This window comes from Devosia sp., assembly GCF_036406155.1.
In the GTDB taxonomy this organism is placed as follows: Bacteria; Pseudomonadota; Alphaproteobacteria; order Rhizobiales; family Devosiaceae; genus Devosia_A.
The window spans coordinates 1-21,034 of the sequence record NZ_DASWVV010000148.1 but is presented as its reverse complement, the minus strand read 5'-3'; the positions used below and the strand labels follow the sequence as shown (position 1 = coordinate 21,034).

The 21,034-nt window shown below is 69.2% G+C and carries 21 protein-coding genes; 17 read left to right on the top strand and 4 right to left on the bottom strand.

Going from position 1 to position 21,034, the window contains the following annotated elements; all coding sequences use genetic code 11:
• The coding region (locus VGD93_RS09465) for a hypothetical protein (protein ID WP_395011441.1) at nucleotides 1-293 on the bottom strand (293 nt) is incomplete at its 3' end.
• 66 nt (nucleotides 294-359) lie between these two features.
• On the opposite strand from VGD93_RS09465, the gene ruvX reads away from it, so the two are divergent.
• The 10 genes from ruvX (at nucleotide 360) to VGD93_RS09415 (ending at nucleotide 11,390) form a co-directional block, all read left to right on the top strand.
• The gene (gene ruvX / locus VGD93_RS09460; RefSeq protein ID WP_395011439.1) at nucleotides 360-818 is read left to right on the top strand and encodes a Holliday junction resolvase RuvX; all 459 of its coding nucleotides are present in this window, start codon (nucleotides 360-362) and stop codon (nucleotides 816-818) included.
• 81 nt (nucleotides 819-899) lie between these two features.
• On the top strand, nucleotides 900-1,895 hold the full coding sequence (locus tag VGD93_RS09455; protein ID WP_395011437.1) for an aspartate carbamoyltransferase catalytic subunit: 996 nt from the start codon (nucleotides 900-902) through the stop codon (nucleotides 1,893-1,895).
• Nucleotides 1,892-3,187, top strand: coding sequence for a dihydroorotase (gene pyrC / locus VGD93_RS09450; RefSeq protein ID WP_395011435.1), 1,296 nt, complete (start codon nucleotides 1,892-1,894; stop codon nucleotides 3,185-3,187). Before VGD93_RS09455 ends, pyrC begins: the two co-directional genes overlap by 4 nt.
• Complete coding sequence (gene plsY / locus VGD93_RS09445; RefSeq protein ID WP_395011433.1) at nucleotides 3,184-3,789, top strand: glycerol-3-phosphate 1-O-acyltransferase PlsY; 606 nt, start codon at nucleotides 3,184-3,186, stop codon at nucleotides 3,787-3,789. The genes pyrC and plsY overlap by 4 nt, the downstream gene beginning before the upstream one ends.
• Before the next feature lie 3 nt (nucleotides 3,790-3,792).
• Nucleotides 3,793-4,920, top strand: coding sequence for a DNA-processing protein DprA (gene dprA / locus VGD93_RS09440; RefSeq protein ID WP_395011431.1), 1,128 nt, complete (start codon nucleotides 3,793-3,795; stop codon nucleotides 4,918-4,920).
• Between the two features lie 286 nt (nucleotides 4,921-5,206).
• Nucleotides 5,207-7,810, top strand: coding sequence for a type I DNA topoisomerase (gene topA / locus VGD93_RS09435; RefSeq protein WP_395011429.1), 2,604 nt, complete (start codon nucleotides 5,207-5,209; stop codon nucleotides 7,808-7,810).
• A 9-nt stretch (nucleotides 7,811-7,819) separates the two neighbouring features.
• Nucleotides 7,820-10,096, top strand: coding sequence for a ribonuclease R (gene rnr, locus VGD93_RS09430; RefSeq protein ID WP_395011427.1), 2,277 nt, complete (start codon nucleotides 7,820-7,822; stop codon nucleotides 10,094-10,096).
• A 3-nt stretch (nucleotides 10,097-10,099) separates the two neighbouring features.
• Nucleotides 10,100-10,519 (top strand): DUF983 domain-containing protein, encoded by a 420-nt coding sequence (locus tag VGD93_RS09425; protein ID WP_395011425.1) that lies wholly within the window; start codon nucleotides 10,100-10,102, stop codon nucleotides 10,517-10,519.
• 117 nt (nucleotides 10,520-10,636) lie between these two features.
• The gene (rpmG, locus tag VGD93_RS09420) at nucleotides 10,637-10,804 is read left to right on the top strand and encodes a 50S ribosomal protein L33 (RefSeq protein ID WP_395011423.1); all 168 of its coding nucleotides are present in this window, start codon (nucleotides 10,637-10,639) and stop codon (nucleotides 10,802-10,804) included.
• 139 nt (nucleotides 10,805-10,943) lie between these two features.
• Nucleotides 10,944-11,390 carry a group III truncated hemoglobin gene (locus tag VGD93_RS09415; RefSeq protein WP_395011421.1) on the top strand — a complete coding sequence of 149 codons (447 nt, stop codon included), beginning with the start codon at nucleotides 10,944-10,946 and terminating at the stop codon, nucleotides 11,388-11,390.
• 436 nt (nucleotides 11,391-11,826) lie between these two features.
• On the opposite strand, the gene VGD93_RS09410 is transcribed toward VGD93_RS09415, so the two are convergent.
• The gene (locus VGD93_RS09410; protein ID WP_395011419.1) at nucleotides 11,827-13,200 is read right to left on the bottom strand and encodes a PleD family two-component system response regulator; all 1,374 of its coding nucleotides are present in this window, start codon (nucleotides 13,198-13,200) and stop codon (nucleotides 11,827-11,829) included.
• Nucleotides 13,201-13,240: 40 nt separating this feature from the next.
• Nucleotides 13,241-13,615 carry a response regulator gene (locus tag VGD93_RS09405; RefSeq protein ID WP_395011418.1) on the bottom strand — a complete coding sequence of 125 codons (375 nt, stop codon included), beginning with the start codon at nucleotides 13,613-13,615 and terminating at the stop codon, nucleotides 13,241-13,243.
• A 121-nt stretch (nucleotides 13,616-13,736) separates the two neighbouring features.
• On the opposite strand from VGD93_RS09405, the gene VGD93_RS09400 reads away from it, so the two are divergent.
• From VGD93_RS09400 to VGD93_RS09370, 7 genes are all read left to right on the top strand, one after another.
• On the top strand, nucleotides 13,737-14,009 hold the full coding sequence (locus VGD93_RS09400; protein WP_395011416.1) for a DUF3572 family protein: 273 nt from the start codon (nucleotides 13,737-13,739) through the stop codon (nucleotides 14,007-14,009).
• 7 nt (nucleotides 14,010-14,016) lie between these two features.
• Nucleotides 14,017-15,339, top strand: a complete 1,323-nt coding sequence (locus VGD93_RS09395) for a DNA polymerase IV (RefSeq protein ID WP_395011414.1) — start codon at nucleotides 14,017-14,019, stop codon at nucleotides 15,337-15,339.
• Between the two features lie 7 nt (nucleotides 15,340-15,346).
• The gene (locus tag VGD93_RS09390; RefSeq protein WP_395011412.1) at nucleotides 15,347-15,811 is read left to right on the top strand and encodes a RidA family protein; all 465 of its coding nucleotides are present in this window, start codon (nucleotides 15,347-15,349) and stop codon (nucleotides 15,809-15,811) included.
• 63 nt (nucleotides 15,812-15,874) lie between these two features.
• Nucleotides 15,875-16,636 carry a glycerophosphodiester phosphodiesterase family protein gene (locus tag VGD93_RS09385; RefSeq protein ID WP_395011410.1) on the top strand — a complete coding sequence of 254 codons (762 nt, stop codon included), beginning with the start codon at nucleotides 15,875-15,877 and terminating at the stop codon, nucleotides 16,634-16,636.
• Nucleotides 16,629-17,804, top strand: coding sequence for a GNAT family N-acetyltransferase (locus VGD93_RS09380; RefSeq protein WP_395011408.1), 1,176 nt, complete (start codon nucleotides 16,629-16,631; stop codon nucleotides 17,802-17,804). The genes VGD93_RS09385 and VGD93_RS09380 overlap by 8 nt, the downstream gene beginning before the upstream one ends.
• 92 nt (nucleotides 17,805-17,896) lie before the next feature.
• Nucleotides 17,897-19,219, top strand: a complete 1,323-nt coding sequence (locus VGD93_RS09375) for a glycosyltransferase (protein ID WP_395011406.1) — start codon at nucleotides 17,897-17,899, stop codon at nucleotides 19,217-19,219.
• Nucleotides 19,216-19,635, top strand: a complete 420-nt coding sequence (locus VGD93_RS09370; protein WP_395011404.1) for an HIT family protein — start codon at nucleotides 19,216-19,218, stop codon at nucleotides 19,633-19,635. Before VGD93_RS09375 ends, VGD93_RS09370 begins: the two co-directional genes overlap by 4 nt.
• A gap of 72 nt (nucleotides 19,636-19,707) precedes the next feature.
• On the opposite strand, the gene VGD93_RS09365 is transcribed toward VGD93_RS09370, so the two are convergent.
• The coding region (locus VGD93_RS09365) for an AAA family ATPase (protein WP_395011402.1) at nucleotides 19,708-21,034 on the bottom strand (1,327 nt) is incomplete at its 5' end.

Genomic DNA, 21,034 nt, shown 5'->3' with positions numbered 1-21,034 from the left:
GCCGGCTCGCCCGGGACGTCGACCAGCACGGCGCCGGCGCCGATGCGGTAGAGAGCGGGCCCGGCGGGCGCGGCTGCTTCGTCGAGGGGACGCGGGGCGGGGCGCGGCCGCCAGCCGGCGGGGTCGAGACGCGGCAGCCCTTCGTCAGCGGTGGCGAGCGCGAAGGCGGCATCGGCGCCCGACAGCAGTTCGTGGCGGGCCACGGTGGCGGGCGCCTGGCCGGCATCGGCCACAAAGATGCGGCCGCCGACATGCAGGCGGATGGCGGTGCCGCCGAACCAGGTGAGTTTCACTGCCTGCGCCCCCGTGCTAGAGGCCCAACAGGTAGCCAAAGCGGCCGCCCATGCAAAGGGACCCCGTTGACCGACCTGCCCAACCCGCTCGCTGCCCTGCCCGCCTCCGGCAAGCTGCTGGGGCTCGACCTCGGCACGCGCACCATCGGCGTCGCCGTCTCCGACGGCCTGCGCTACTCGGCGACCCCGCTCGAGACCATCAGGCGGCAGAAGTTCACCCAGGACGCGCAGCGCATCGTGCAGCTGATCGCGGAGAACGCGGCGGTCGGGATCGTGCTCGGCCTGCCGCTCAACATGGACGGCAGCGAGGGGCCGCGGGCGCAATCGACGCGCGCCTTCGCCCGCAACCTGATGCAGAAGACGGACGTGCCCATCGCCTTCTGGGACGAGCGGCTGTCCACCAGCGCCGTCACGCGCACGCTGATCGAGGCCGACATGCGGCGCGACAGGCGGGCCGAGGTGGTCGACAAGCTGGCCGCGAGCTACATCCTGCAGGGGGCGCTGGAGCGGCTGCGGCGGGGATAAAGCCCCGATGGGGTTGTTCCGCGCTTGCCGCTGGCCGGACCCTGCGATAGACCCGCCGCAGCAATCCGGGACGGAGGTATCATGGCCCAATCGGTGCGCCCAGCGGGCACGAGCGGCGGCAGCGGCCGGTCGCCGGAGAGACCGCCTTTCCCGCACCGCCACCTGCTCGGAATCAGCCAGCTGAACCAGCACGACATCATGGCGCTGCTGGCGCGCGCCGAGGCCATGATCCCGATCTCGCGGCAGCCGCGCAAGGTGCTGCCGACGCTCACCGGCAAGACGCAGATCAACCTGTTCTTCGAACCGTCCACCCGCACCCAGGCCTCGTTCGAGATCGCCGGCAAGCGCCTCGGGGCGCTGGTCGTCAACATGTCGGTGAAAACCTCCTCGGTGACCAAGGGGGAGACCCTGATCGACACCGCGGCGACGCTCAACGCCATGCAGCCGGACGTCATCATCGTCCGCCATTCGGCGGCGGGCGCGGTGGAACTGCTGAGCCAGAAGGTCGGCTGCTCGGTCGTCAACGCCGGCGACGGGGCGCACGAACACCCCACCCAGGCGCTGCTCGATGCGCTCACCATCCATCAGCACAAGGGGCGGCTGTCGGGGCTGACCGTCGCCATCTGCGGCGACATCGCCAATTCGCGGGTAGCGCGGTCGAACCTGCTGCTGCTCGGCGCCATGCACGTGCGCACCCGGGTCATCGCGCCCCGCACGCTGCTGCCCAGGGGCATCGAGCACCTCGCCAGCGAGGTGTTCACGGATATGCAGGCCGGGCTCGACGGCGCCGACGTGGTGATGATGCTGCGGCTGCAGCACGAGCGCGCCAGCGGCCGCATGATCCCGTCGGTGCGCGAATATTACCGCTTCTACGGCCTCGACGCCGAGAAGCTGGCGCGCGCCAAGCCGGACGCCATCGTCATGCATCCGGGGCCGATGAACCGGGGCGTCGAGATCGACCCGGCGATCGCCGACGGCGGCCGCTCCGTGATCACCGACCAGGTGGAGATGGGCGTGGCCGTGCGCATGGCGGTACTCGACGCCCTGCTCGCCGAACCCGCGCCGGTGGCAGCATGAGCGCGCTGACCGTCATCAATGCCCGCATCATCGATCCGGCCTCGAATTTCGACGGCCTCGGCACGCTCCGCGTCGAGGACGGAATGATCGCCGCGCTCACGCCCGGCGCCGCGCCGGCGGGTGCAGGCGGCGAGGTCATCGACGCGCGGGGCCTCGTGCTCGCGCCCGGCCTCATCGACATGCGTGTGTTCACCGGCGAGCCGGGCCGCGAGTACCGCGAAACCCTGCAGAGCGCCGGCGAAGCGGCGGCGGCGGGCGGCGTCACCAGCTTCGTCGCCATGCCGGATACGCTGCCGGTCATCGACGACGGCGCCCTCGTCGACTTCGTGCTGCGCCGCGCCCGCGCCACCTGCAAGGTCAACGTGCTGCCGGCCGCGGCCATCACCAAGGGGCTGGCCGGCGAGGAGATCACCGAGTTCGGCCTGCTCAAGGAGTCCGGGGCGGTGTGCCTGTCGGATGGCCGCAGGTCGATCCAGTCGAGCGGGCTGTTGCGCTCGGCCTTCACCTATGCCGCCAATTTCGACCTGCCGGTGGTCCACCACGTGGTCGACGCCAGCCTCGCCGGCGACGGCGTGATGAACGAGGGCCTGTTCGCCACGGTGCTGGGCCTCAAGGGCATTCCGGCGGAAGCGGAGACGATCCCGCTGGCGCGTGACCTGCAACTCGCGGCGCTGACCGGCGTGCGCTACCACGCGGCACAGATTTCGGCGGCGCGCAGCGTCGATATCATGGCCGCCGAAAAGCGGCGCAACGACCGGGTCACCTGCGGCGTCTCGATCAACAATCTGTCACTGAACGAAAACGACGTCGGCTCCTACCGCACCTTCTTCAAGCTGTCCCCGCCGCTCAGGAGCGAGGACGACCGGCGCGCCCTCGTGGACGGCCTGAAGGCGGGTGTCATCGACGTCATCCACTCCGATCACGACCCGCAGGACACCGAGGTCAAGCGCCAGCCCTTTGCCGAAGCGTCGGACGGCGCCGTCGGCCTCGAAACGCTGCTTGCCGCGGCGCTGCGCCTGGTGCATTCGGACGATGCCGATCTGCTCACCGTGCTGCGCGCCATGACGCTGCGGCCCGCCGAGATCCTCGGCCTGCCAAGCGGCCGACTCGCCGCCGGCGCACCCGCCGATTTCGTCCTGCTCGACCTCGATTACCCCTGGCAGGTGAAGGAAGCCGAGTTGCGCTCGCGCTCGCGCAATACCAGCTTTGAAGGTGCCCGGCTTGCCGGTAAGGTGATGGCGACCTTCGTCGGGGGGCGCAAGGTCTACGGGCTCGGGGGGGAGCCGGCATGATCAGCCTCGACGTCATCCTCGCGGCGCTGCTGGGCTACCTGCTCGGCTCGATTCCCTTCGGCCTGCTGCTGACGCGCGCGGCCGGGCTGGGCGACATCCGTGCCATAGGCTCGGGCAATATCGGCGCCACCAACGTGCTGCGCACCGGCAACAAGGCCCTTGCCGCCGCCACGCTGCTGCTCGACGCGGCCAAGGGCGCGGCAGCAGTACTCGCAGCCCGCTATCTGTGGGGAGAAGGGCCGGCGATGATGGCCGGCGTCGCCGCCTTCCTCGGCCACGTGTTCCCGGTGTGGCTTTCGTTCAAGGGTGGCAAGGGCGTCGCCACCTATATCGGGGTGCTGCTGGGCCTCAACTGGATCGTCGGGCTGATCTTCTGTGCCACCTGGCTCGTCATAGCCGTGGCCCAACGCTATTCGTCGCTGGCCGCCCTGACCGCTGCCGCCACCGCCCCGATCTTCGCCTATGTGCTGTCCGGGCTCGACCTGGCCGCGGCCGCCGCGGTCCTGTCGGTGATCCTCACCGTGCGGCACGCCGCCAATATCCAGCGCCTGATCCGGGGTACCGAACCCAGGATCGGCAGCGACAGGCCGAAGGCGGACTGAGCCATGCCGGCGCGGGCGGACGGCACAGCGCTGACCGCCGCCGAACGCATTGCCTGGCTGCGCCTCATCCGCACCGACAATGTCGGCCCGCAAACCTTCCGCCAGCTGCTGCGCCGCGAGGGGTCGGCCGAGGCGGCGCTCGCCGCCCTGCCCCGCCTCACCCGCCGGCTCGGCGCGACGCCGCGCATTCCATCGGTGGCAGAGGCCGAGGACGAGATGGCCGGGCTGGCGAGGCTCGGCGGCCGTTTCGTCGCCTCCGTCGAGGCCGACTATCCGGCGCTCCTCAAATACGCATCCGGGGCGCCGCCGCTACTCGCCGTGATCGGCCGTTCCCAGCCCAGCCTGCAGCGCACTGTTGGCATCGTCGGCGCCCGCAATGCCTCGACCGCCGGCCAGAAACTCACCCGCCAACTGGCGACGGAGCTGGGCGCGGCCGGCTACGTAGTGGTGTCGGGGCTCGCCCGGGGCATCGACGCGGCGGCCCACCGGGCCAGCCTTGCCACCGGCACCGTGGCGGCGCTGGCCGGCGGCATGGACCGCATCTATCCGGAGGAGAACGTCCCGCTGGCTGCGGAAATCGTGGCGCAGGGCGGTATGCTGGTCAGCGAAATGCCGCTCGGCTGGGAACCTCGCGCCCGCGATTTCCCGCGCCGCAACCGGCTGGTTGCGGGCCTGTCGCTGGGCATCGTGGTGGTGGAGGCGGCGCGGCGGTCCGGCTCGCTGATCACCGCCCGCATGGCGCTCGAGCAGGACCGCGAGGTGTTTGCCGTGCCCGGCTCGCCGCTCGACCCGCGGGCCGAAGGCTGCAACGCGCTGATCCAGCAGGGGGCGCGGCTGGTGACCGGGGCCGCCGACGTCGTCGCCGCACTGGGCGAGGCCGACCCGGCACGCCGCACGCTGTTCGAGCCGGACTGGAAACCGGAGCCAGACGCGGATGCGGCCGAGGCGCCGCCCGGGGACGCCGAACTGGAGCGGCTCCTTTCGGCGCTGAGCTACACGCCGGTTCCGGTGGACGATCTCATCCGCGCCACCGGGCTGCCGCCCGGCGCCATGCAGACGCTCCTGCTCGGCCTCGACCTCGACGGCCGCATCGAATGGAGCAGCGGGCAACTGGTGGCGCTCAAGGGGTGAGTGGCCCGAGTCGGGCCCCCTCCGGGGAGTCCGGGGTGAGGAAGAGGTGATGTAATAGCACCCGATTTTCCAACACCCACCGTCCGTCATCCTCGCGCTTGTCGCGAGGACCCAGGCCTGGCGCCACGTCAGTGGGCAATCGTGCGTCCTCCGACATTCCGCCTGGGTCCTCGGGCTGCGCTTGCGCGCCCCCGAGGATGACGGCCGGTGGTGGGCCGGTTGACAGCGCAACGGCGCTTCACCATGTTGCGCCGCGTTCGACCCCCCTCCCCGAAAGCGGCCGCCCATGAAACTCGTGATCGTTGAAAGTCCGGCCAAGGCCAAGACGATCAACAGTTATCTGGGCAAGGACTATGAGGTCCTGGCGAGCTTCGGGCATGTACGAGACCTGCCGGCCAAGGACGGATCGGTCCGCCCGGAGGAAGATTTCGCGATGAGCTGGGAGGTCGATTCCGGCGCGAAAAAGCGGCTGTCCGACATCGCCGCCGCGCTCAGGGGCGCGGACGAATTGATCCTCGCCACCGACCCCGACCGCGAGGGCGAGGCGATCTCCTGGCACGTGCTCGACGTGCTGCGGCAGAAAAAGGTGCTGAAGGACCAGAAGGTCAAGCGCGTCGTCTTCAACGCCATCACCAAGTCGGCCATCACCGAGGCGATGCAGCATCCGCGCGACATCGACGCGCCGCTGGTCGACGCCTACCTGGCGCGGCGCGCCCTCGACTATCTCGTCGGCTTCACCTTGTCGCCGATTCTCTGGCGCAAGCTGCCGGGGTCGCGCTCGGCGGGCCGCGTGCAGTCGGTGGCGCTGCGGCTGGTGTGCGACCGCGAGGCCGAGATCGAGCGCTTCAAGCCGCAGGAATACTGGAGCGTCGGCGCCCGGCTCAACGAGAAGGGCAAGAGCTTCGAGGCCCGCCTCTATTCCGTCGACGGGAACAAGACCGACAAGCTCGACATCAAGACCGGCGAGGATGCAGAGGCGCTGAAACGCGCCATCGAGGCGGGCAGCTTCCGCGTCGCTGCCGTGGAAAAGAAGCCCACGCGGCGCAACCCGTACGCGCCGTTCACCACTTCCAGCCTGCAGCAGGACGCCTCCTCGCGGCTCGGCTTCTCGCCCGCCCGCACCATGCAGATCGCCCAGCGGCTCTACGAGGGCGGCATCATCACCTACATGCGGACCGACGGCGTGCAGATGGCGGGCGAGGCGATCGACCAGGCGCACCGGGCCATCGACAAGGAATTCGGCACCGCCTACCTGCCGCCGACCCCCCGCATCTACCAGACCAAGGCCAAGAACGCGCAGGAAGCGCACGAGGCCATCCGTCCCACGGACATGTTCCGCCATCCCGACACGCTGCGGGCCGACCCCGACCAGCACAAGCTCTACGGCCTCATCTGGCGGCGGACGCTGGCGAGCCAGATGCGGCCGGCCGAGATCGAGCGCACCACCGCCGACATCGATGTCGTGGCCGGGGGCCGCGCCGTCGCGCTGCGTGCCGTCGGCTCGGTTGTCACCTTTCCCGGCTTCCTCGCGCTCTACGGCGTCGAGGCGAAGGAGGACCGGGAAGAAGACGACGAGGACAGCCGCGAGCTGCCGCCGCTCGCCGTCGGCGATACGCCGCGCCTCGAAGCGGCGCTGATCGAGCAGCATTTCACCCAGCCGCCGCCACGCTACAGCGAAGCCAGCCTCATCAAGAAGATGGAAGAGCTCGGCATCGGGCGGCCGTCAACCTACGCGGCGACGATGAGCGTGCTGCAGGAGCGCAACTATGTGCGCCTCGAGAAGCGCCAGCTCATCCCCGAGGACCGCGGCCGGCTGGTCACGGCGTTCCTCGAGAGCTTCTTTTCCCGCTACGTCGAGTATGGCTTCACCGCCACGCTCGAGGAGCAGCTCGACCTCATCTCCGACGGCAAGCTGTCGTGGAAGGAAGTGCTGCGCCAGTTCTGGGAGGAGTTCTCGCGCCACACCGAGGAGATCAAGGACCTGCGCGTCTCCGAGGTGCTCGACGCCCTCAATGATCTGCTGGCCGACCACGTGTTCCCGGCCAAGGCCGACGGCTCCGACCCGCGGCGCTGCCCGACCTGCGGCACCGGCACGCTGTCGTTGAAGCTGGGCAAGTTCGGCGCCTTCATCGGCTGCTCGAATTACCCCGAGTGCCGCCATACCATGCAGCTGTCGGATGCCGCCACCGGCGGCGCCAGCGAGGCCGCGGGCGACGGCACGCTCGGCATCGACCCCGAGAGCGGGCTCACGGTCCTCCTCAAGACCGGGCGCTTCGGCCCCTACGTGCAGCTCGGCGACGGCGCCGAACCCAAGCGCTCGAGCCTACCCAAGGGCTGGACGGCAGCCGCCATGACGCTCGACAAGGCGCTGCAGCTCCTGGCGCTGCCGCGCGACGTCGGCCTGCACCCCGAAACCGGCAAGATGATCACCGCCGGCATCGGCCGCTACGGCCCGTTCGTGCTGCACGAGGGCACCTACGCCAACCTGTCCGACGCCGAAGAAGTGTTCACGGTGGGGCTCAACCGCGCCGTCGACCTGCTGGCGGCCAAGGCGGCCGGCGGTGGCCGGCGCGGCGGGGCGGCGCAACCGGCGATCAAGAGCTTCGAGCACGCTGACGGCCCCGTCACCGTGCGGGCCGGCCGCTACGGGCCGTATGTCAACCAGGGCAAGGTGAACGCAACGCTGCCCAAGACGTTGAAGCCGGAAGACGTGACCCTCGAGCAGGCCATGGAGCTGATCTCCGCCAAGGCGGCGACGGGCGGCGGCAAGAAGAAGGCTGCGGCGCGCAAGCCCGCCGCAAAGAAGGCCGCCACCGGCAAGCCGGCCGCCAGGAAATCCGCCGCCAAGACGGTTGCGGCGAAGAAGGCGAAGGCGGAGACTGGCGCCTAGGAAAGACCGATGGCGAGACCGCCCAGACCGCGCACCGACCCCAAGCGCCCGCGCCGCACCGCGGCCGCGGCCTTGCCCACGCGCGAAGCCGTGCTCGAAGCCCTGGCCGGCGCGCCCGGGCTCGACCGCAAGCGCGACCTCGCCCGGCATTTCGGCATCCGCGGCGAGTTGCGCACGCCGTTCAAGGCGCTGCTGCGGCAGATGGAGGCGGACGGGCTGATCGCCCGCTCGCGCCGGAGCATGCGCCGGACGGCGACGCTGCCGGCGGTGGCCGTGCTCGACATCCCGGCCGAAGCGGACCCCGAGGAGCTGTACGCCTACCCGGCGAGCTGGAACGAGGACGAGGGCGAGGCCCCCCGCGTCGCGATCATGCAGCCCAGGGCGGCGCGGGTGGTGCCCGGCCCCGGCGACCGCATCCTCGCCCGCATCGACGCCGGCGACGGGCCGGTGCCCCAGTACACCGCCCGGGCGATGAAGATCCTCGACAAGCCGCGCCGCGGCCAGATCGGCATCGTGCGCCTCGATGCGGACGGCGCCCGGCTGGTGCCGGTCGACCGCAAGCTCAGGGAGATGCGCATCCCCGCCGGCGATCTTGGCGACGCGCGCGACGGCGACCTCGTCGAAGTGGAGACGAAGCTCTCCGGGCGGCTGATGATCCCGCGCGCCAAGGTCGTCGCGGTCATCGGCAACCCGAAAAGCGAGGGGGCGGTCAGCATGATCGCCATCCACAGCCTCGACATCCCCTACCGCTTCCCCGATTCGGTGCTGCGCGAGGCCGAGGCGGCGAAAGCCGTCACCCTGCGCGGGCGCGAGGACTGGCGTCACATCCCGCTCGTCACCATCGACCCGGCCGACGCCAAGGACCATGACGACGCCGTCTTCGCCGAGCCCGATCCCGACCCGAAGAACCCCGGCGGCCATATCGTTTACGTGGCCATCGCCGATGTCGCGGCCTATGTGCGCCCCGGCTCGGCGCTCGACCGCGAGGCCTATCTGCGCGGCAACTCGGTGTATTTCCCCGACCGCGTGGTGCCGATGCTGCCGGAGCGCATCTCGAACGACCTGTGCTCGCTCAAGGAGGGTGCGAACCGGCCGGCGCTGGCGGTGCGGATGGTCATCGACGCGCGCGGCCGCAAGCGCGGGCACAGCTTCCACCGCGTCGTGTTCCGCTCGGCGGCGCGGCTCAGCTACGGCCAGGTGCAGGCGGCGATCGACGGCGATCCCGACGACAGGACGGCGCCGCTGCTCGAGCCGGTGCTGCGGCCGCTGTGGAAGGCCCACGCGGCGCTGATGCAGAACCGGGCGCTGCGCGGGCCGCTCGAACTCGACCTGCCGGAGCGCAAGATCGTGCTCGACGAACGCGGCATGGTGGCCGACGTGCGCGTGCCGGAGCGGCTCGAGGCGCATCGGCTGATCGAGGAGATGATGATCGCCGCCAACGTCGCCGCCGCGGAGACGCTGGAGGCGCACAGGGCCGCCCTGCTCTACCGCGTGCACGATACCCCGTCGCCCGAGAAGCTCGAGGCGCTGCACGAATTCCTGTCGTCGCTGGCGCTGCCCTTCACCAAGGGCGCGGCGGTGCGGCCGACCGACTTCAACCGCGTGCTGGCCAAGGCCCGCGAGGGCGGCAAGATCGACCACGTCAGCGAGATGGTGCTGCGCAGCCAGGCGCAGGCCGAATATTCGGCGGAGAACTACGGCCATTTCGGCCTCAACCTCGACCGCTACGCGCACTTCACGTCGCCCATCCGCCGCTACGCCGACCTCATCGTCCATCGCGCGCTGATCACCGCGCTCGATCTCGGCAAGGACGGCCTGAGCGAAGGCGAGATCGCCAAGCTCCCGGGCATCGCCCAGCACATCTCGGCAACCGAACGGCGGGCCATGGCAGCCGAACGCGAAACCGCCGACCGGCTGCTGGCGCAGTTCCTCGCCGGCCAGATCGGCGCCCAGTTCGAGGGCCGCATCTCGGGGGTGGCGCGTGCCGGGCTGTTCGTCCGGCTCAGCGAGACCGGCGCCGACGGCTTCGTGCCCGCTTCCACGCTGGGCGCCGACTACTACCGGCACATCGAGGAGCAGCAGGCGCTGATCGGCGAGCGCACCGGCGAGATGTTCCGGCTCGGCGACAACGTGACCTTGCGGCTGCTGGAGGTGGCGCCCGTCGCCGGTGCGCTGCGATTCGAACTTCTCTCGGAAGGAACCCGCGTCAATCGGTCGTCTTTGAAGCGGCCGGCGCGCCGCCCATCTAAGCCAAAGGCTCCGCCCAGGGGCCGCCGCAAGAGGTAACCCATGCCTATCGACGTCACCGTGGACCGCCAACCCCGCCCCCTCTTGCCCGCTGTCGGCAAGGGCCTGCGCTGCCGCTGCCCGAAATGCGGCGAGGGCAAGCTGTTCCGCAGCTTTCTCAAGGTCAACGACGAGTGCCCGGTGTGCGGCGAGGAACTGCACCACCACAAGGCCGACGACCTGCCGCCCTATATCTCGATCATCATCTTCGGGCATATTCTCGTGGGCGCCATGCTGCACATGGAAATGACCATGACCATTGCCCCCTACGTCTACCTGCTCACCCTGGCGCCGCTGGCGGTGATCCTGCCGCTGGCCATGCTGCCCTCGATCAAGGGCGCCGTGGTCGGCCTGCAATGGGCCAACTACATGCACGGCTTCGACCCGACCTTCCGCGACCCGGCGGCGCCGGACGCCATCTAGTTTCGACCTTTCGCAGCGAGGTCGCGGCTTGACATTCGGCCGCAAATCCGTAGGTTGCCGCCAAATTCAACAGCCGCGCGCCTCGCCGCGCGGCTCGGTGTTTCAAGGATCACACCCATGGCCAAAGCCAATTCGATCAAGATCAAGCTCGTGTCGACCGCGGACACCGGTTTCTACTATGTGACCAAGAAGAACACCCGCACCCAGACCGAGAAGCTGTCGTTCAAGAAGTACGACCCGGTGGTGCGCAAGCACGTCGACTTCAAGGAAGCCAAGATCAAGTAAGCCGCTTCGCCAGCGGTTTTCGTCCAGACCCCGCGCCCCGGCGCGGGGTTTTTGTTTGGTGCCATATGCCGCAACCGCCGGGCTTGCCGGCGGCGCCGGCGTCCACCTATTGTTGAGCCAAAGCAGAAGGATATCGGCCATGAGCGCAGTGGGCTCGGTTCAGGTCGGCGCCGAGCAGCGCCCGGGCAGCAGCATCACCGAGGAGAACATCCATCGCCTGGTGCACGGGTTCTACGCCGCCGTGCGCGACGACGAGGTGATCGGGCCGGTCTTCCTGCGCGAGATCGCCCCCGACGAGTGGTCCACCCATCTGGCCAAGATGTGCGATTTCTGGAGCGCCGTGCTGCTCAAGACCGACCGCTATTCCGGCCGGCCGCTGGCCCCGCATCTGCGCCTCGACGATGTCGAGGACGCCCATTTCACCCGCTGGCTCGCGCTGTTCCGGCAGACCGCCCGCGAGTGTTTTTCGCCCGACGGCGCCGCGGCGGTGATCGGGCTGGCCGAACGCATCGCCCACAGCTTCCGCATGGCGCTTGCCTTCCATCGCGGCGAGGACACCGCAGTCGAGCCGCTGCCGGCCGAATAGCCTTGCGCGGGGACTGCAGTCGCTAGGAGTGGCTGGTCCGCAGCAGCATGTCGAAGAGGCCACTCTGCCCGCTGCGGACCAGCCGCCCTACGGACCCAGGAGTTGCGGCGGACCTGAGACAAACCGTAGGGATTTCATGGAGAAGCGCCGTTGGTTTCGGCGACTGTCTCGCTGGGGGCAAGCTAGCTGCAACGGCCCGGTACCGAAAGTCCCAACGAGCATTATAATGAACCGGTAACCCTAATAGAGTGGCTTTCCCGGCGGCGCGCAAGTCATCCCTTCGGCTAGACTGGCGCCTGTCGGCGGATACTGTTGGGTCTGTTCCGCCCTCGCTGCGCGTGGTCACGCTCGAGGATGACGGGGTGGGCGACGGGCAGGAATGCAACTCCTCCCCGCCCCTCCCGCTGGCGGGAGGGGGAGGAGCCGGCCCGCAGTGTCAGGCGGCGTCGAAGACGACGCGGTTGCGGCCGGCGCGCTTGGCGCGGTAGAGCGCCACGTCGGCGCGCTTGAGCAGGGTTTCCGGCGTGTCGTCCGGGCGTTCGTTGAGCGCCACGCCGACCGAGACCGTCACCGCCAGAGGCCGGCCCGCGCCGCCCGCCTCGAAGGCCCGCTCGGCGATGGCCGTGCGCACCCGCTCGGCGACGTTCTGGGCTTGGCGGTAGTCGGTGTCGGGCATGAGCACGACGAATTCCTCGCCGCCGAAGCGACAGGCGAGGTCGACGCCGCGCACGCTGCGGCGCAGCCGCACCGCGAATTCGCGCAGCACCGCATCGCCGGCGTCGTGGCCGTGCATGTCGTTCACCGCCTTGAAGAAATCCATGTCGATGAGCAGCAGCGCCATGTCCCGGCCCTGCTCGCGCGCCTTGTCGAGCATCATGGCCAGGTGCCGGTCGAAATAGCGCCGGTTGTACAGGCCCGTAAGTTCGTCGGTGACGGCCAGCGCCAGCGTGTTGGTGACGCTGCGGCGCAGCTCCGCGGCATAGCGATAGCGCCTGATCTGCGTGCGCACGCGGGCGGCCAGTTCGTTGGGCTCGACCGGCCTGAGGATGAAGTCGTTGACCCCGAGGTCGAGGCCGCGCACGACGCGCGCCCGGTCGGCTTCGTCGGCCACGAGGATGATCGGCAGCGTTCGGCCCTGCTCCAGCGTGCGCATCTGCGAGCACACCCGCAACGGGTCGAACTGGCCCAGCGACATGCTGACCAGCGCCAATTCGTAGTCACCGATGCCGACGGCCGCGGCCGCCTCGGCCGGATCGGCCAGCACGTGCACCTGGTGCGAGCCCGCGAGGTAGCCGCGCAGCCGCTCGGCACCGCGGGGGTCGGTATCGACCAGCAGGATATGGCCGCCGTCGGCATCGATCGACTCCGTAGCGGGGATGGCGTCCTCGACGGCGATCTCCTGCCCGGTGATGGCGCGGGCGCGCAGTTCGTCGGTCAGCACCTTGAGCCGGACGAGGCTCTTGACCCGGGCCATGAGCTGGATGTCGTCGATAGGCTTGGTGAGGAAGTCGTCGGCGCCCGCCTGCAGCCCGCGGACGCGGTCGGACGGCTGGTCCAGCGCCGTGATCATCAGCACGGGAATGTGGTGGGCCTTGCGGCTCGCCTTGAGGCGGCGGCAGACCTCGAAGCCGTCCATCTCCGGCATCATCACGTCGAGCAGCACGATGTCGACGCCGCCAGCCTCGCACAAATCGAGGGCCTGCTGCCCGCTGGCAGCGGTCAGTACCTCGAAATACTCCGCCGTCAGCCGCGCCTCGAGCAGCCGCACGTTCGTTGGAATATCGTCGACGATCAGCACGCGTGCCGTCAAAGATCGCCCCTAATACGCTTTGGAAATATGCCTTTACGCCCTAATTGGCGGGTCCAATGTAGCGGGCAATCGTTTCCAAAAAGTGAGGCACGGAGATGGGCTTGGAGATGTAGCCCTCGCAGCCGCCCTGCAGGATGCGCTCCTCGTCGCCCTTCATGGCGAAGGCGGTGACGGCGATCACCGGGATCGACTGCAGGTCGTCGTCTTCCTTGAGCCACTTGGTGACGACGAGGCCCGAGACCTCCGGCAGCTGGATATCCATTAGGATCAGGTCCGGGTGGTGGGCGCGGGCCAGATCGAGCGCCTCCATGCCGTTGCGGGTCTGGATGATGGAGTAGCCGCGCGACTCGAGCAGATCGTTGAACAGCTTCATGTTGAGCTCGTTGTCTTCGACGATCATCACGGTCTTGGGCATACGATCTCGCTTCTGGCGCTGTGCGGCAAGGAATCCCCTGTGGGCCGGCGGGTACTGTGTTCTGCCCCATCCGTAGGCTAACATCAATCCATTCCGCAACCGCCGACGCGAGCCACGAACCGTGCCGAAATCCCTGCCTCCTGGCGCCGAATCGCTGGCCCGGATGTGCCTCGACCTGCTGGCCGAGGATCCCGGCCAGCTCGCCGAATTCATGGCCGTGGCGGGCTACACCCCGCAGTCGCTGCGCGCCGCCCTCGGCAGCACGCAGCTGGACCACGGCCTCATCGACTATTTCGCCGGCAATGAGGCGCTGCTGCTGGCCCTGTGCGCCAACAACCGGCTCAAGCCCGAAGACTTCATGCGCGTGTGGGCCGCGCTCAATCCGGCCGGATAGTGCAGCCATGCCGGTGCTGCATACCCTGTGCCGGGACTGCGCCGCTACCGGCACCGCGACCGCGGCGCCGGCCCGCTGCGCCAGCTGCGGATCGCCGCGCGTGCTGGCGCATGACGAGCTCCACACCCTGTCGATCGCCCATATCGACTGCGACGCCTTCTATGCATCCATCGAGAAGCGCGACGACCCGAGCCTCGCCGGCAAGCCGCTGATCGTCGGCGGCGGGGTGCGCGGCGTCGTCGCCACCTGCTGCTATATCGCGCGCCAGAGCGGCGTGCGCTCGGCCATGCCGATGTTCACCGCGAGGCGGCTCTGCCCCGACGCCGTCGTCATCAAGCCGGACATGGCCAAGTACGTCGCCGTCAGCCGGCGCATCCGTGCCCTGATGGAGGACCTGACGCCGCTGGTCGAGCCGCTGTCGATCGACGAGGCCTTCCTCGACCTCAGCGGCACGGCGGCGCTGCACAAGGCCAGCCCGGCCCGGGTCCTTGCCCGCTTCGCCCGGCGCGTCGAGGAGGAGATCGGCATCACCGTCTCGGTGGGGCTGTCGCACAACAAGTTCCTCGCCAAGATCGCCTCGGACCTCGACAAGCCGCGCGGCTTCGCCGTGATCGGCAAGGCGGAGACCCTGGCGTTCCTCGCCGACAAGCCGGTCGGCCTCATCTACGGGGTCGGCCGGGTGTTCGGCGAGGCCCTGAAGCGGGACGGCTTCGAGACCATCGGGCAGTTGCAGCAGACGGCGCCGGCCGAGCTCGCGCGGCGCTACGGCGAGAGCGGCGCCCGGCTCGCCCGGCTGGCGCGCGGTGACGATCCACGTACGGTCGCGCCTGACGGGGAGACCAAGAGCGTCTCGAGCGAGACCACGTTCAACAGCGACCTCGACAGCTTCGAGCCCCTGTCCATCGAGTTGCTGGCGCTGTGCGAGCGGCTGTCCGAGCGCCTCAAGGCCAAGGGGCTGGTGGGCGACACCGTCACGCTCAAGCTCAAGTCGGCGGGATTTCGCTTGCGCACGCGGGCGCGGCATCTGATGATCCCGACGCAGCTCGCTGGCGTGCTGTACGACACCGGCGTGCAGCTGCTGGCGCGAGAGGCCGACGGCACCGCGTTCCGGCTGATCGGCATCGGCATCAGCGGGCTCGGCACCGCCAGCGGCGCCGACCCCGTCGACCTACTGGAGCCGGCGATCGGCCGCAAGGCCGCGGCCGAACGGGCCATGGACCGGGTGCGCGATCGCTTCGGCCGGGATGCCGTCATCCGCGGAAAACTCTATACCCGCGTCCGGGGCCACGTGCTCCCGGACGCCCGAAAAACCAAAGACGAAGAAGGTTGAGCCCGAAATGACCACGCCGATCGAAAAGCTCCGCGAATACGGCTACGAGCTGCCCCAGCCCAAACCGCCGGTCGCGAGCTACGTGCCCGTCACCCGCACCGGCAACGTCATCTACGTCTCCGGCCAGATCTCGTCGAACGAGAACGGCCCGGTGACCGGCCTGCTCGGCGACACCATGAACGTCGTGCAGGGGGGCAACGCCGCCGAACTGGCGGCGGTCAACGTGCTCAGCCAGATCGTCCACAGCGCCGGCGTCGACCTCGATCGCGTCCGGCGCGTGCTCAAGCTCACCGTCTTCGTCGCCTCGACGCCCGATTTCCAGGAGCACCATTTGGTGGCCAACGGGGCTTCGAACCTGATCGTCGGCGTGCTCGGCGACAAGGGCAAGCACGCCCGCTCCGCCATCGGGCTCGCGGCGCTGCCCCTGGGCGCCGCGGTCGAGGTGGAAGCCATTGTCGAAGTGGAAGGCTGACACGCCGCTGTCACCAGACGATGCGAGGCCACCAGCGAACGCATCGGCAACCCCGGACCTGCAATGACCACCCGACCCAGCTTCGACCGCCCCATCGCCCATCGTGGGCTGCACGACCGCGCCGGCGGCGTGATCGAGAACAGCCGCACCGCCTTCGAGCGTGCCATTGCGCGCGGCTTTCCCATCGAATGCGACGTGCAGCTGTCGAGCGACCACGTCCCCGTGGTCTTCCATGACGACGAACTCGAGCGGCTGACCGGGGCCAGGGGGTTCCTGCGCGACAAGACCATCGCCGAACTCACCGCCCTGCCCCTCATCGGCAGCGAGGCCGGCGACCGGCCGCAGCGCTTCACCGAGTTCCTCGAACAGATCGCCGGGCGCACGCTGCTGCAGATCGAGCTGAAGGCGCAGCAGGGCGCCGCGGCGACGGACGCGCTGGCGCGCAGCGCCGCCGCGGCGCTGGCCTCCTACAAGGGGCCGGTGACCGTCGAATCCTTCGACCCCACGCTCATCGCGCTGATCCGGCGCTACGGCTTCGGCGGCCCCGTGGGCATCATCACCTATGCCTACGACAAGCCGGATTGGGAAAAGGGCCTGTCGCCGCGCCGCAAGTTCGCCCTGAGGCACCTGCTGCATTGGCCATGGTCGCGCTTCGATTTCATCTCCTGCCATTTCGAGGCGCTGCAGCTGCCGGCGGTGCGCCTGTTCCGCAGCCTCGGCGTGCCGGTCACCGCCTGGACCGTGCGCGACCCGGCGCAGGCGCGGCTGGCGGCGGCGGGCGCCGACCAGATCGTGTTCGAGGGATTCGACCCGGAAAGTGCCTGAGGACAGCCTCACCGCCACGGTGCACGGGGCGACGGGGGACATACCTGCCGCCACCTGGAACGCGCTGCTGCCGTCGACGGCAGGAAGGCCGGACAACCCCTTCCTCGACCACGCTTTTTTCCTCGCGCTCGAGGAATCGGGCAGCGCCACGCGCCGCACCGGGTGGCAGCCGCAGCACATCGTCCTTGCGGACGGCCGCGGCACCGCCGTCGGGCTCATGCCGCTCTATCTCAAGAGCCATTCGCAGGGCGAGTACGTCTTCGACCACGGCTGGGCCGATGCCTTTGGCCGTGCCGGCGGGCGCTACTACCCCAAGCTGCAATCCTCGATCCCGTTCACGCCGGTGACCGCCCCCAAGCTGCTGGCGCGCGGCGGCGACCCTGCCGTCCGGCGGGCCCTGCTCGAGAGCGCGGCAACGCTGGCCGGGCAGAACGGCATCTCCTCGGTGCACGCCACCTTCGTGCCGGCGGACGAGGAGGCCATGGCGCGGGAGGCCGGCTGGCTGGTCCGCCACGACGTCCAGTTCCATTGGCACAACCAGGGCTTCGGCAGCTTCGAGGATTTCCTCGCGACGCTGTCCTCGCGCCACCGCAAGCTCATGCGGCGCGAACGGCGCGAGGCGCTCGCCGGCGGGCTCACCGTGAAATGGCTGAGCGGGGGCGAGCTGAGCGAAGCCGCCTGGGATGCGTTCTTCGCCTTCTACATGGACACCGGCAGCCGCAAATGGGGCCGGCCCTATCTCACCCGCGACTTCTTCTCCCTGCTCTCGGCGGCGATGGCCGAGCGGGTGCTGCTGATGCTCGCCTATGACGGCGACACCCCGATTGCCGGCACGCTCAGCCTCATCGGCACCGACACGCTTTACGGCCGCTACTGGGGCGCGACGCGGCACGTGCCGTTCCTGCATTTCGAGCTGTGCTACTATCAGGCCATCGACTACGCCATCGCCCACGGCCTCGGGACGGTCGAGGCCGGTGCCCAGGGGGAGCACAAGCTGGCGCGCGGCTATGCGCCGGCGACGACGCGCTCGGTCCACTGGATCGGCCATCCGGGCCTGCGCCACGCTGTCGCCAATTTCGTTGAGCAGGAACGGGCCGCGGTCCGGCATGAGCAGGAAGCGCTCGCGGACCTGACGCCGTTCAGGAAGGCCGCCGGCTCCCGCAGTTGACCGCGGGGCGCCACCGTGGCACGACAAAACCACGCGCCGGTGCCGTCCGCACGGACAGGCCGGCACGCGTTCCGGCTTGGGAAGGAATTCTGATGGGCAAGCGCGTCGCGATTGCCGCAATTGGCACGATGGGAGACGTGCAGCCTTTCGTGGCGCTGGCGCTGGCCCTGCAGAAGCGCGGCTTCTCGGTCATCCTGTGCACCAGCAGCGATTTCGAGGAGTTCGTCACCGCCCACGGCATCGAGTTCCACAATCTCGGCACCGACATCCAGGCCTTCATCCGGCAGAGCCAGTTCGACAACGCCATGTCGAAGAACCTGTTGCTCTACGCCCCCAAGCTGTTGCGCGACGGCCAGAACATCCTCAAGACGGCGTGCCGCGAATTGTGGGTCGCAGCCCAGGGCGCCGACGCGCTGGTGTTCCACCAGACCACCAACTTCGCCGTCGACATCGCCGAAGCGCTCGACGTGCCGGCGATCATGACAGCGTTCCAGCCGATCAACCCGACCGGCGAATTCCCGCACTTCACCTACGAAGGGCCGCCGCCCGACCCGCTGTTCAACCGCATCAGCATCGACCCGCTGTTCAACCGGCTGAGCTACGTCGTGCAGGCGGCACAGCAGAGCTACTACGATTTCCCGCGCGACCGCATGCGCACCAAGCTGCTCGGCCTGCGCAGCCGCAAGCGCGCCGGCTTCTCCAGGAACGCCCGCGGTGAACGCATCCCGGCGCTGCACGCCTATTCGCCCACCATCTCGCCCAGGCCCGGGGACTGGCCGGATTCGGTGACGATTACCGGCTTCTGGCGGCTCGAGGACATCACCGGATGGGAGCCGGACCCGGCGTTCCAGGAGTTCCTCGCCGCCGGCGAGACGCCGATCTACCTGGGCTTCGGCTCGATGCCGTGGGGCGCGACACGCAACACCGAGATCATCCTCAAGGCCCTGCAGCTGTGGGGCGGCCGCATCGTCATCGGCCGCGGCTGGGGCGGCATCCGCACCGAAGACCTGCCGCCGAGCGTCCACGCCATCGGCAAGGTGCCGCATTCCAAGCTGTTCGAGCACGTCAAGGCCGTCGTCCACCACGGCGGCGCCGGCACCACCCATACCGGGCTCTACGCCGGCAAGCCGACCTTCATCGTGCCGCAGTTCTTCGACCAGCCCTATTGGGGCAAGCGCGCCTTCGAACTGGGCTGCGGGCCGCCGCCCGTCAGGCTGCGCAAGCTCACCCCCGGCATCCTCGCCGCCGCGCTCGACGAGCTGGCCACCGACCAGTCCTATGAGATGGCGGCGCGCGACCTCAGGGAAAAGCTGCTGCTCGAGGACGGCACCGGCCTCGCCGTCGACGTCATCGAGGAGTCGATCGCCGAATATCCGGGAAACCAGTACCAGCAAGCCATGGGAGCCGCCTCTTGAGCGCCTACGACCCCGACAACATCTTCGGCAAGATCCTGCGCGGCGAAATTCCGGCGCACAAGGTGTTCGAAGACGACCAGGTGTTCGTGATGATGGACATCTTCCCGCAAGCCAAGGGTCATCTCCTCGTCATTCCGAAGGCTCCCTCGCGCAACCTGCTCGATGCCGACCCGGCGGTGCTGGCGCGCGTCATTCCCTACGTGCAGAAGCTGGCTCGGGCGGTACACGAAGCCCTGCAGCCGGACGGGGTGCGGGTAATGCAGTTCAACGAGGCGCCGGCCGGCCAGTCCGTGTTCCACCTGCACTTCCACGTCATCCCCATCTACGAGGGGGTGCCGCTCGGGCGCCACGGCGAAGGCCGGGCGGACGATGGCGAACTGGCCGAGCAGGCCCGGGCCATCGCCGCGGCGCTGTAGCAGGCAGGCAGCCGCAGACGACGAGGGCCGGGATCGCTCCCGGCCCTCTTCTTGCCTGTGCTGGCGGTAGGCTCAGCTCTTCTCTTCCGCCGGCGGCTTCGCCGTCTTCTTCTTCGGGCCGGCGATGGCCTTAGGGCGGGCCGGCCGCGGCGGCGCCGCGATCAGCTCGAGCTTGGCGTCGGGCCCGACGCCGACCACCGCCACGGTGACCGAGCCGCCATTCACCAGCTCGCCGAACAGCACCTGCTCGGCCAGCGGCTTCTTGACGAACTCCTGGATGACGCGCCCGAGCGGCCGTGCGCCCATGCGCTCGTCGTAGCCGCGCATGGCCAGCCACTCCGCCGCCTCGGGCGTGAGGTTGATGGTCACGCCGCGCTCGGCAAGCTGGCCCTCGAGCTGCAGCACGAACTTCTCCACCACCTGCCGCACCACCGCCGGCGGCAGCGGGCCGAAGGAGATGATGGCATCGAGCCGGTTGCGGAACTCCGGCGAGAACAGCCGGTTCACCGCCTCCTCGTCGTCGCCCTGCTCGCGCTTGCGGCCGAAGCCGATCGGCGACTTCTGCAGCTCCATGGCCCCGACGTTGGAGGTCATGATCAGGATGACGTTGCGGAAATCGACCGACTTGCCGTTGTGATCGGTCAGCTTGCCGTGGTCCATCACCTGCAGCAGGATGTTGAACAGGTCCGGGTGCGCCTTCTCGATCTCGTCGAGCAGCACCACGCAATGCGGGTGCTGGTCGACCCCGTCGGTCAGCAGGCCGCCCTGGTCGAAGCCGACATAGCCCGGCGGCGCGCCGATCAGGCGGGAGACCGTGTGCCGCTCCATGTATTCCGACATGTCGAAGCGCAACAGCTCGACGCCGAGCGTGTCGGCGAGTTGCTTGGCGACCTCGGTCTTGCCGACGCCGGTCGGGCCGGTGAACAGGTAGGAACCGATCGGCTTTTCCGGTTCGCGCAGGCCGGCGCGGGCGAGCTTGATGGCCGAGGCGAGCGCGGTGATCGCCGGATCCTGGCCGAACACGACGCGCTTGAGGTTGGCCTCGAGCCCGGCCAGCAACTCGGCATCCGACTTCGACACCGACTTGGGCGGGATGCGGGCCATGCTGGCAATGGTGGTCTCGATGTCCTCGACGTCGATCACCGCCTTGCGCTGGTCGGCCGTCACCAGCATCTGGCTGGCGCCGGTCTCGTCGATGACGTCGATCGCCTTGTCGGGCAGCTTGCGGTCGTTGATGTAGCGCGCGCTGAGCTCGACGGCGGCCTTGAGCGCGTCGTCGGTGAAGCGCACCTTGTGGAAGTCCTCGTAGTAGGGCTTCAGGCCCTTGAGGATGGCGATGGCATCCGGGATCGAGGGCTCATTGACGTCGATCTTCTGAAACCTGCGAACCAGCGCGCGG

Excerpts from the sequence above, each read along its gene's own strand:
- VGD93_RS09455 (WP_395011437.1), top strand. The coding sequence starts at position 900 with ATGGCCCAATCGGTGCGCCCAGCGGGCACGAGCGGCGGCAGCGGCCGG.
- pyrC (WP_395011435.1), top strand. The coding sequence starts at position 1,892 with ATGAGCGCGCTGACCGTCATCAATGCCCGCATCATCGATCCGGCCTCG.
- plsY (WP_395011433.1), top strand. The coding sequence starts at position 3,184 with ATGATCAGCCTCGACGTCATCCTCGCGGCGCTGCTGGGCTACCTGCTC.
- dprA (WP_395011431.1), top strand. The coding sequence starts at position 3,793 with ATGCCGGCGCGGGCGGACGGCACAGCGCTGACCGCCGCCGAACGCATT.
- topA (WP_395011429.1), top strand. The coding sequence starts at position 5,207 with ATGAAACTCGTGATCGTTGAAAGTCCGGCCAAGGCCAAGACGATCAAC.
- rnr (WP_395011427.1), top strand. The coding sequence starts at position 7,820 with ATGGCGAGACCGCCCAGACCGCGCACCGACCCCAAGCGCCCGCGCCGC.
- VGD93_RS09425 (WP_395011425.1), top strand. The coding sequence starts at position 10,100 with ATGCCTATCGACGTCACCGTGGACCGCCAACCCCGCCCCCTCTTGCCC.
- rpmG (WP_395011423.1), top strand. The coding sequence starts at position 10,637 with ATGGCCAAAGCCAATTCGATCAAGATCAAGCTCGTGTCGACCGCGGAC.
- VGD93_RS09415 (WP_395011421.1), top strand. The coding sequence starts at position 10,944 with ATGAGCGCAGTGGGCTCGGTTCAGGTCGGCGCCGAGCAGCGCCCGGGC.
- VGD93_RS09405 (WP_395011418.1), bottom strand. The coding sequence starts at position 13,615 with ATGCCCAAGACCGTGATGATCGTCGAAGACAACGAGCTCAACATGAAG.
- VGD93_RS09395 (WP_395011414.1), top strand. The coding sequence starts at position 14,017 with ATGCCGGTGCTGCATACCCTGTGCCGGGACTGCGCCGCTACCGGCACC.
- VGD93_RS09390 (WP_395011412.1), top strand. The coding sequence starts at position 15,347 with ATGACCACGCCGATCGAAAAGCTCCGCGAATACGGCTACGAGCTGCCC.
- VGD93_RS09385 (WP_395011410.1), top strand. The coding sequence starts at position 15,875 with ATGACCACCCGACCCAGCTTCGACCGCCCCATCGCCCATCGTGGGCTG.
- VGD93_RS09375 (WP_395011406.1), top strand. The coding sequence starts at position 17,897 with ATGGGCAAGCGCGTCGCGATTGCCGCAATTGGCACGATGGGAGACGTG.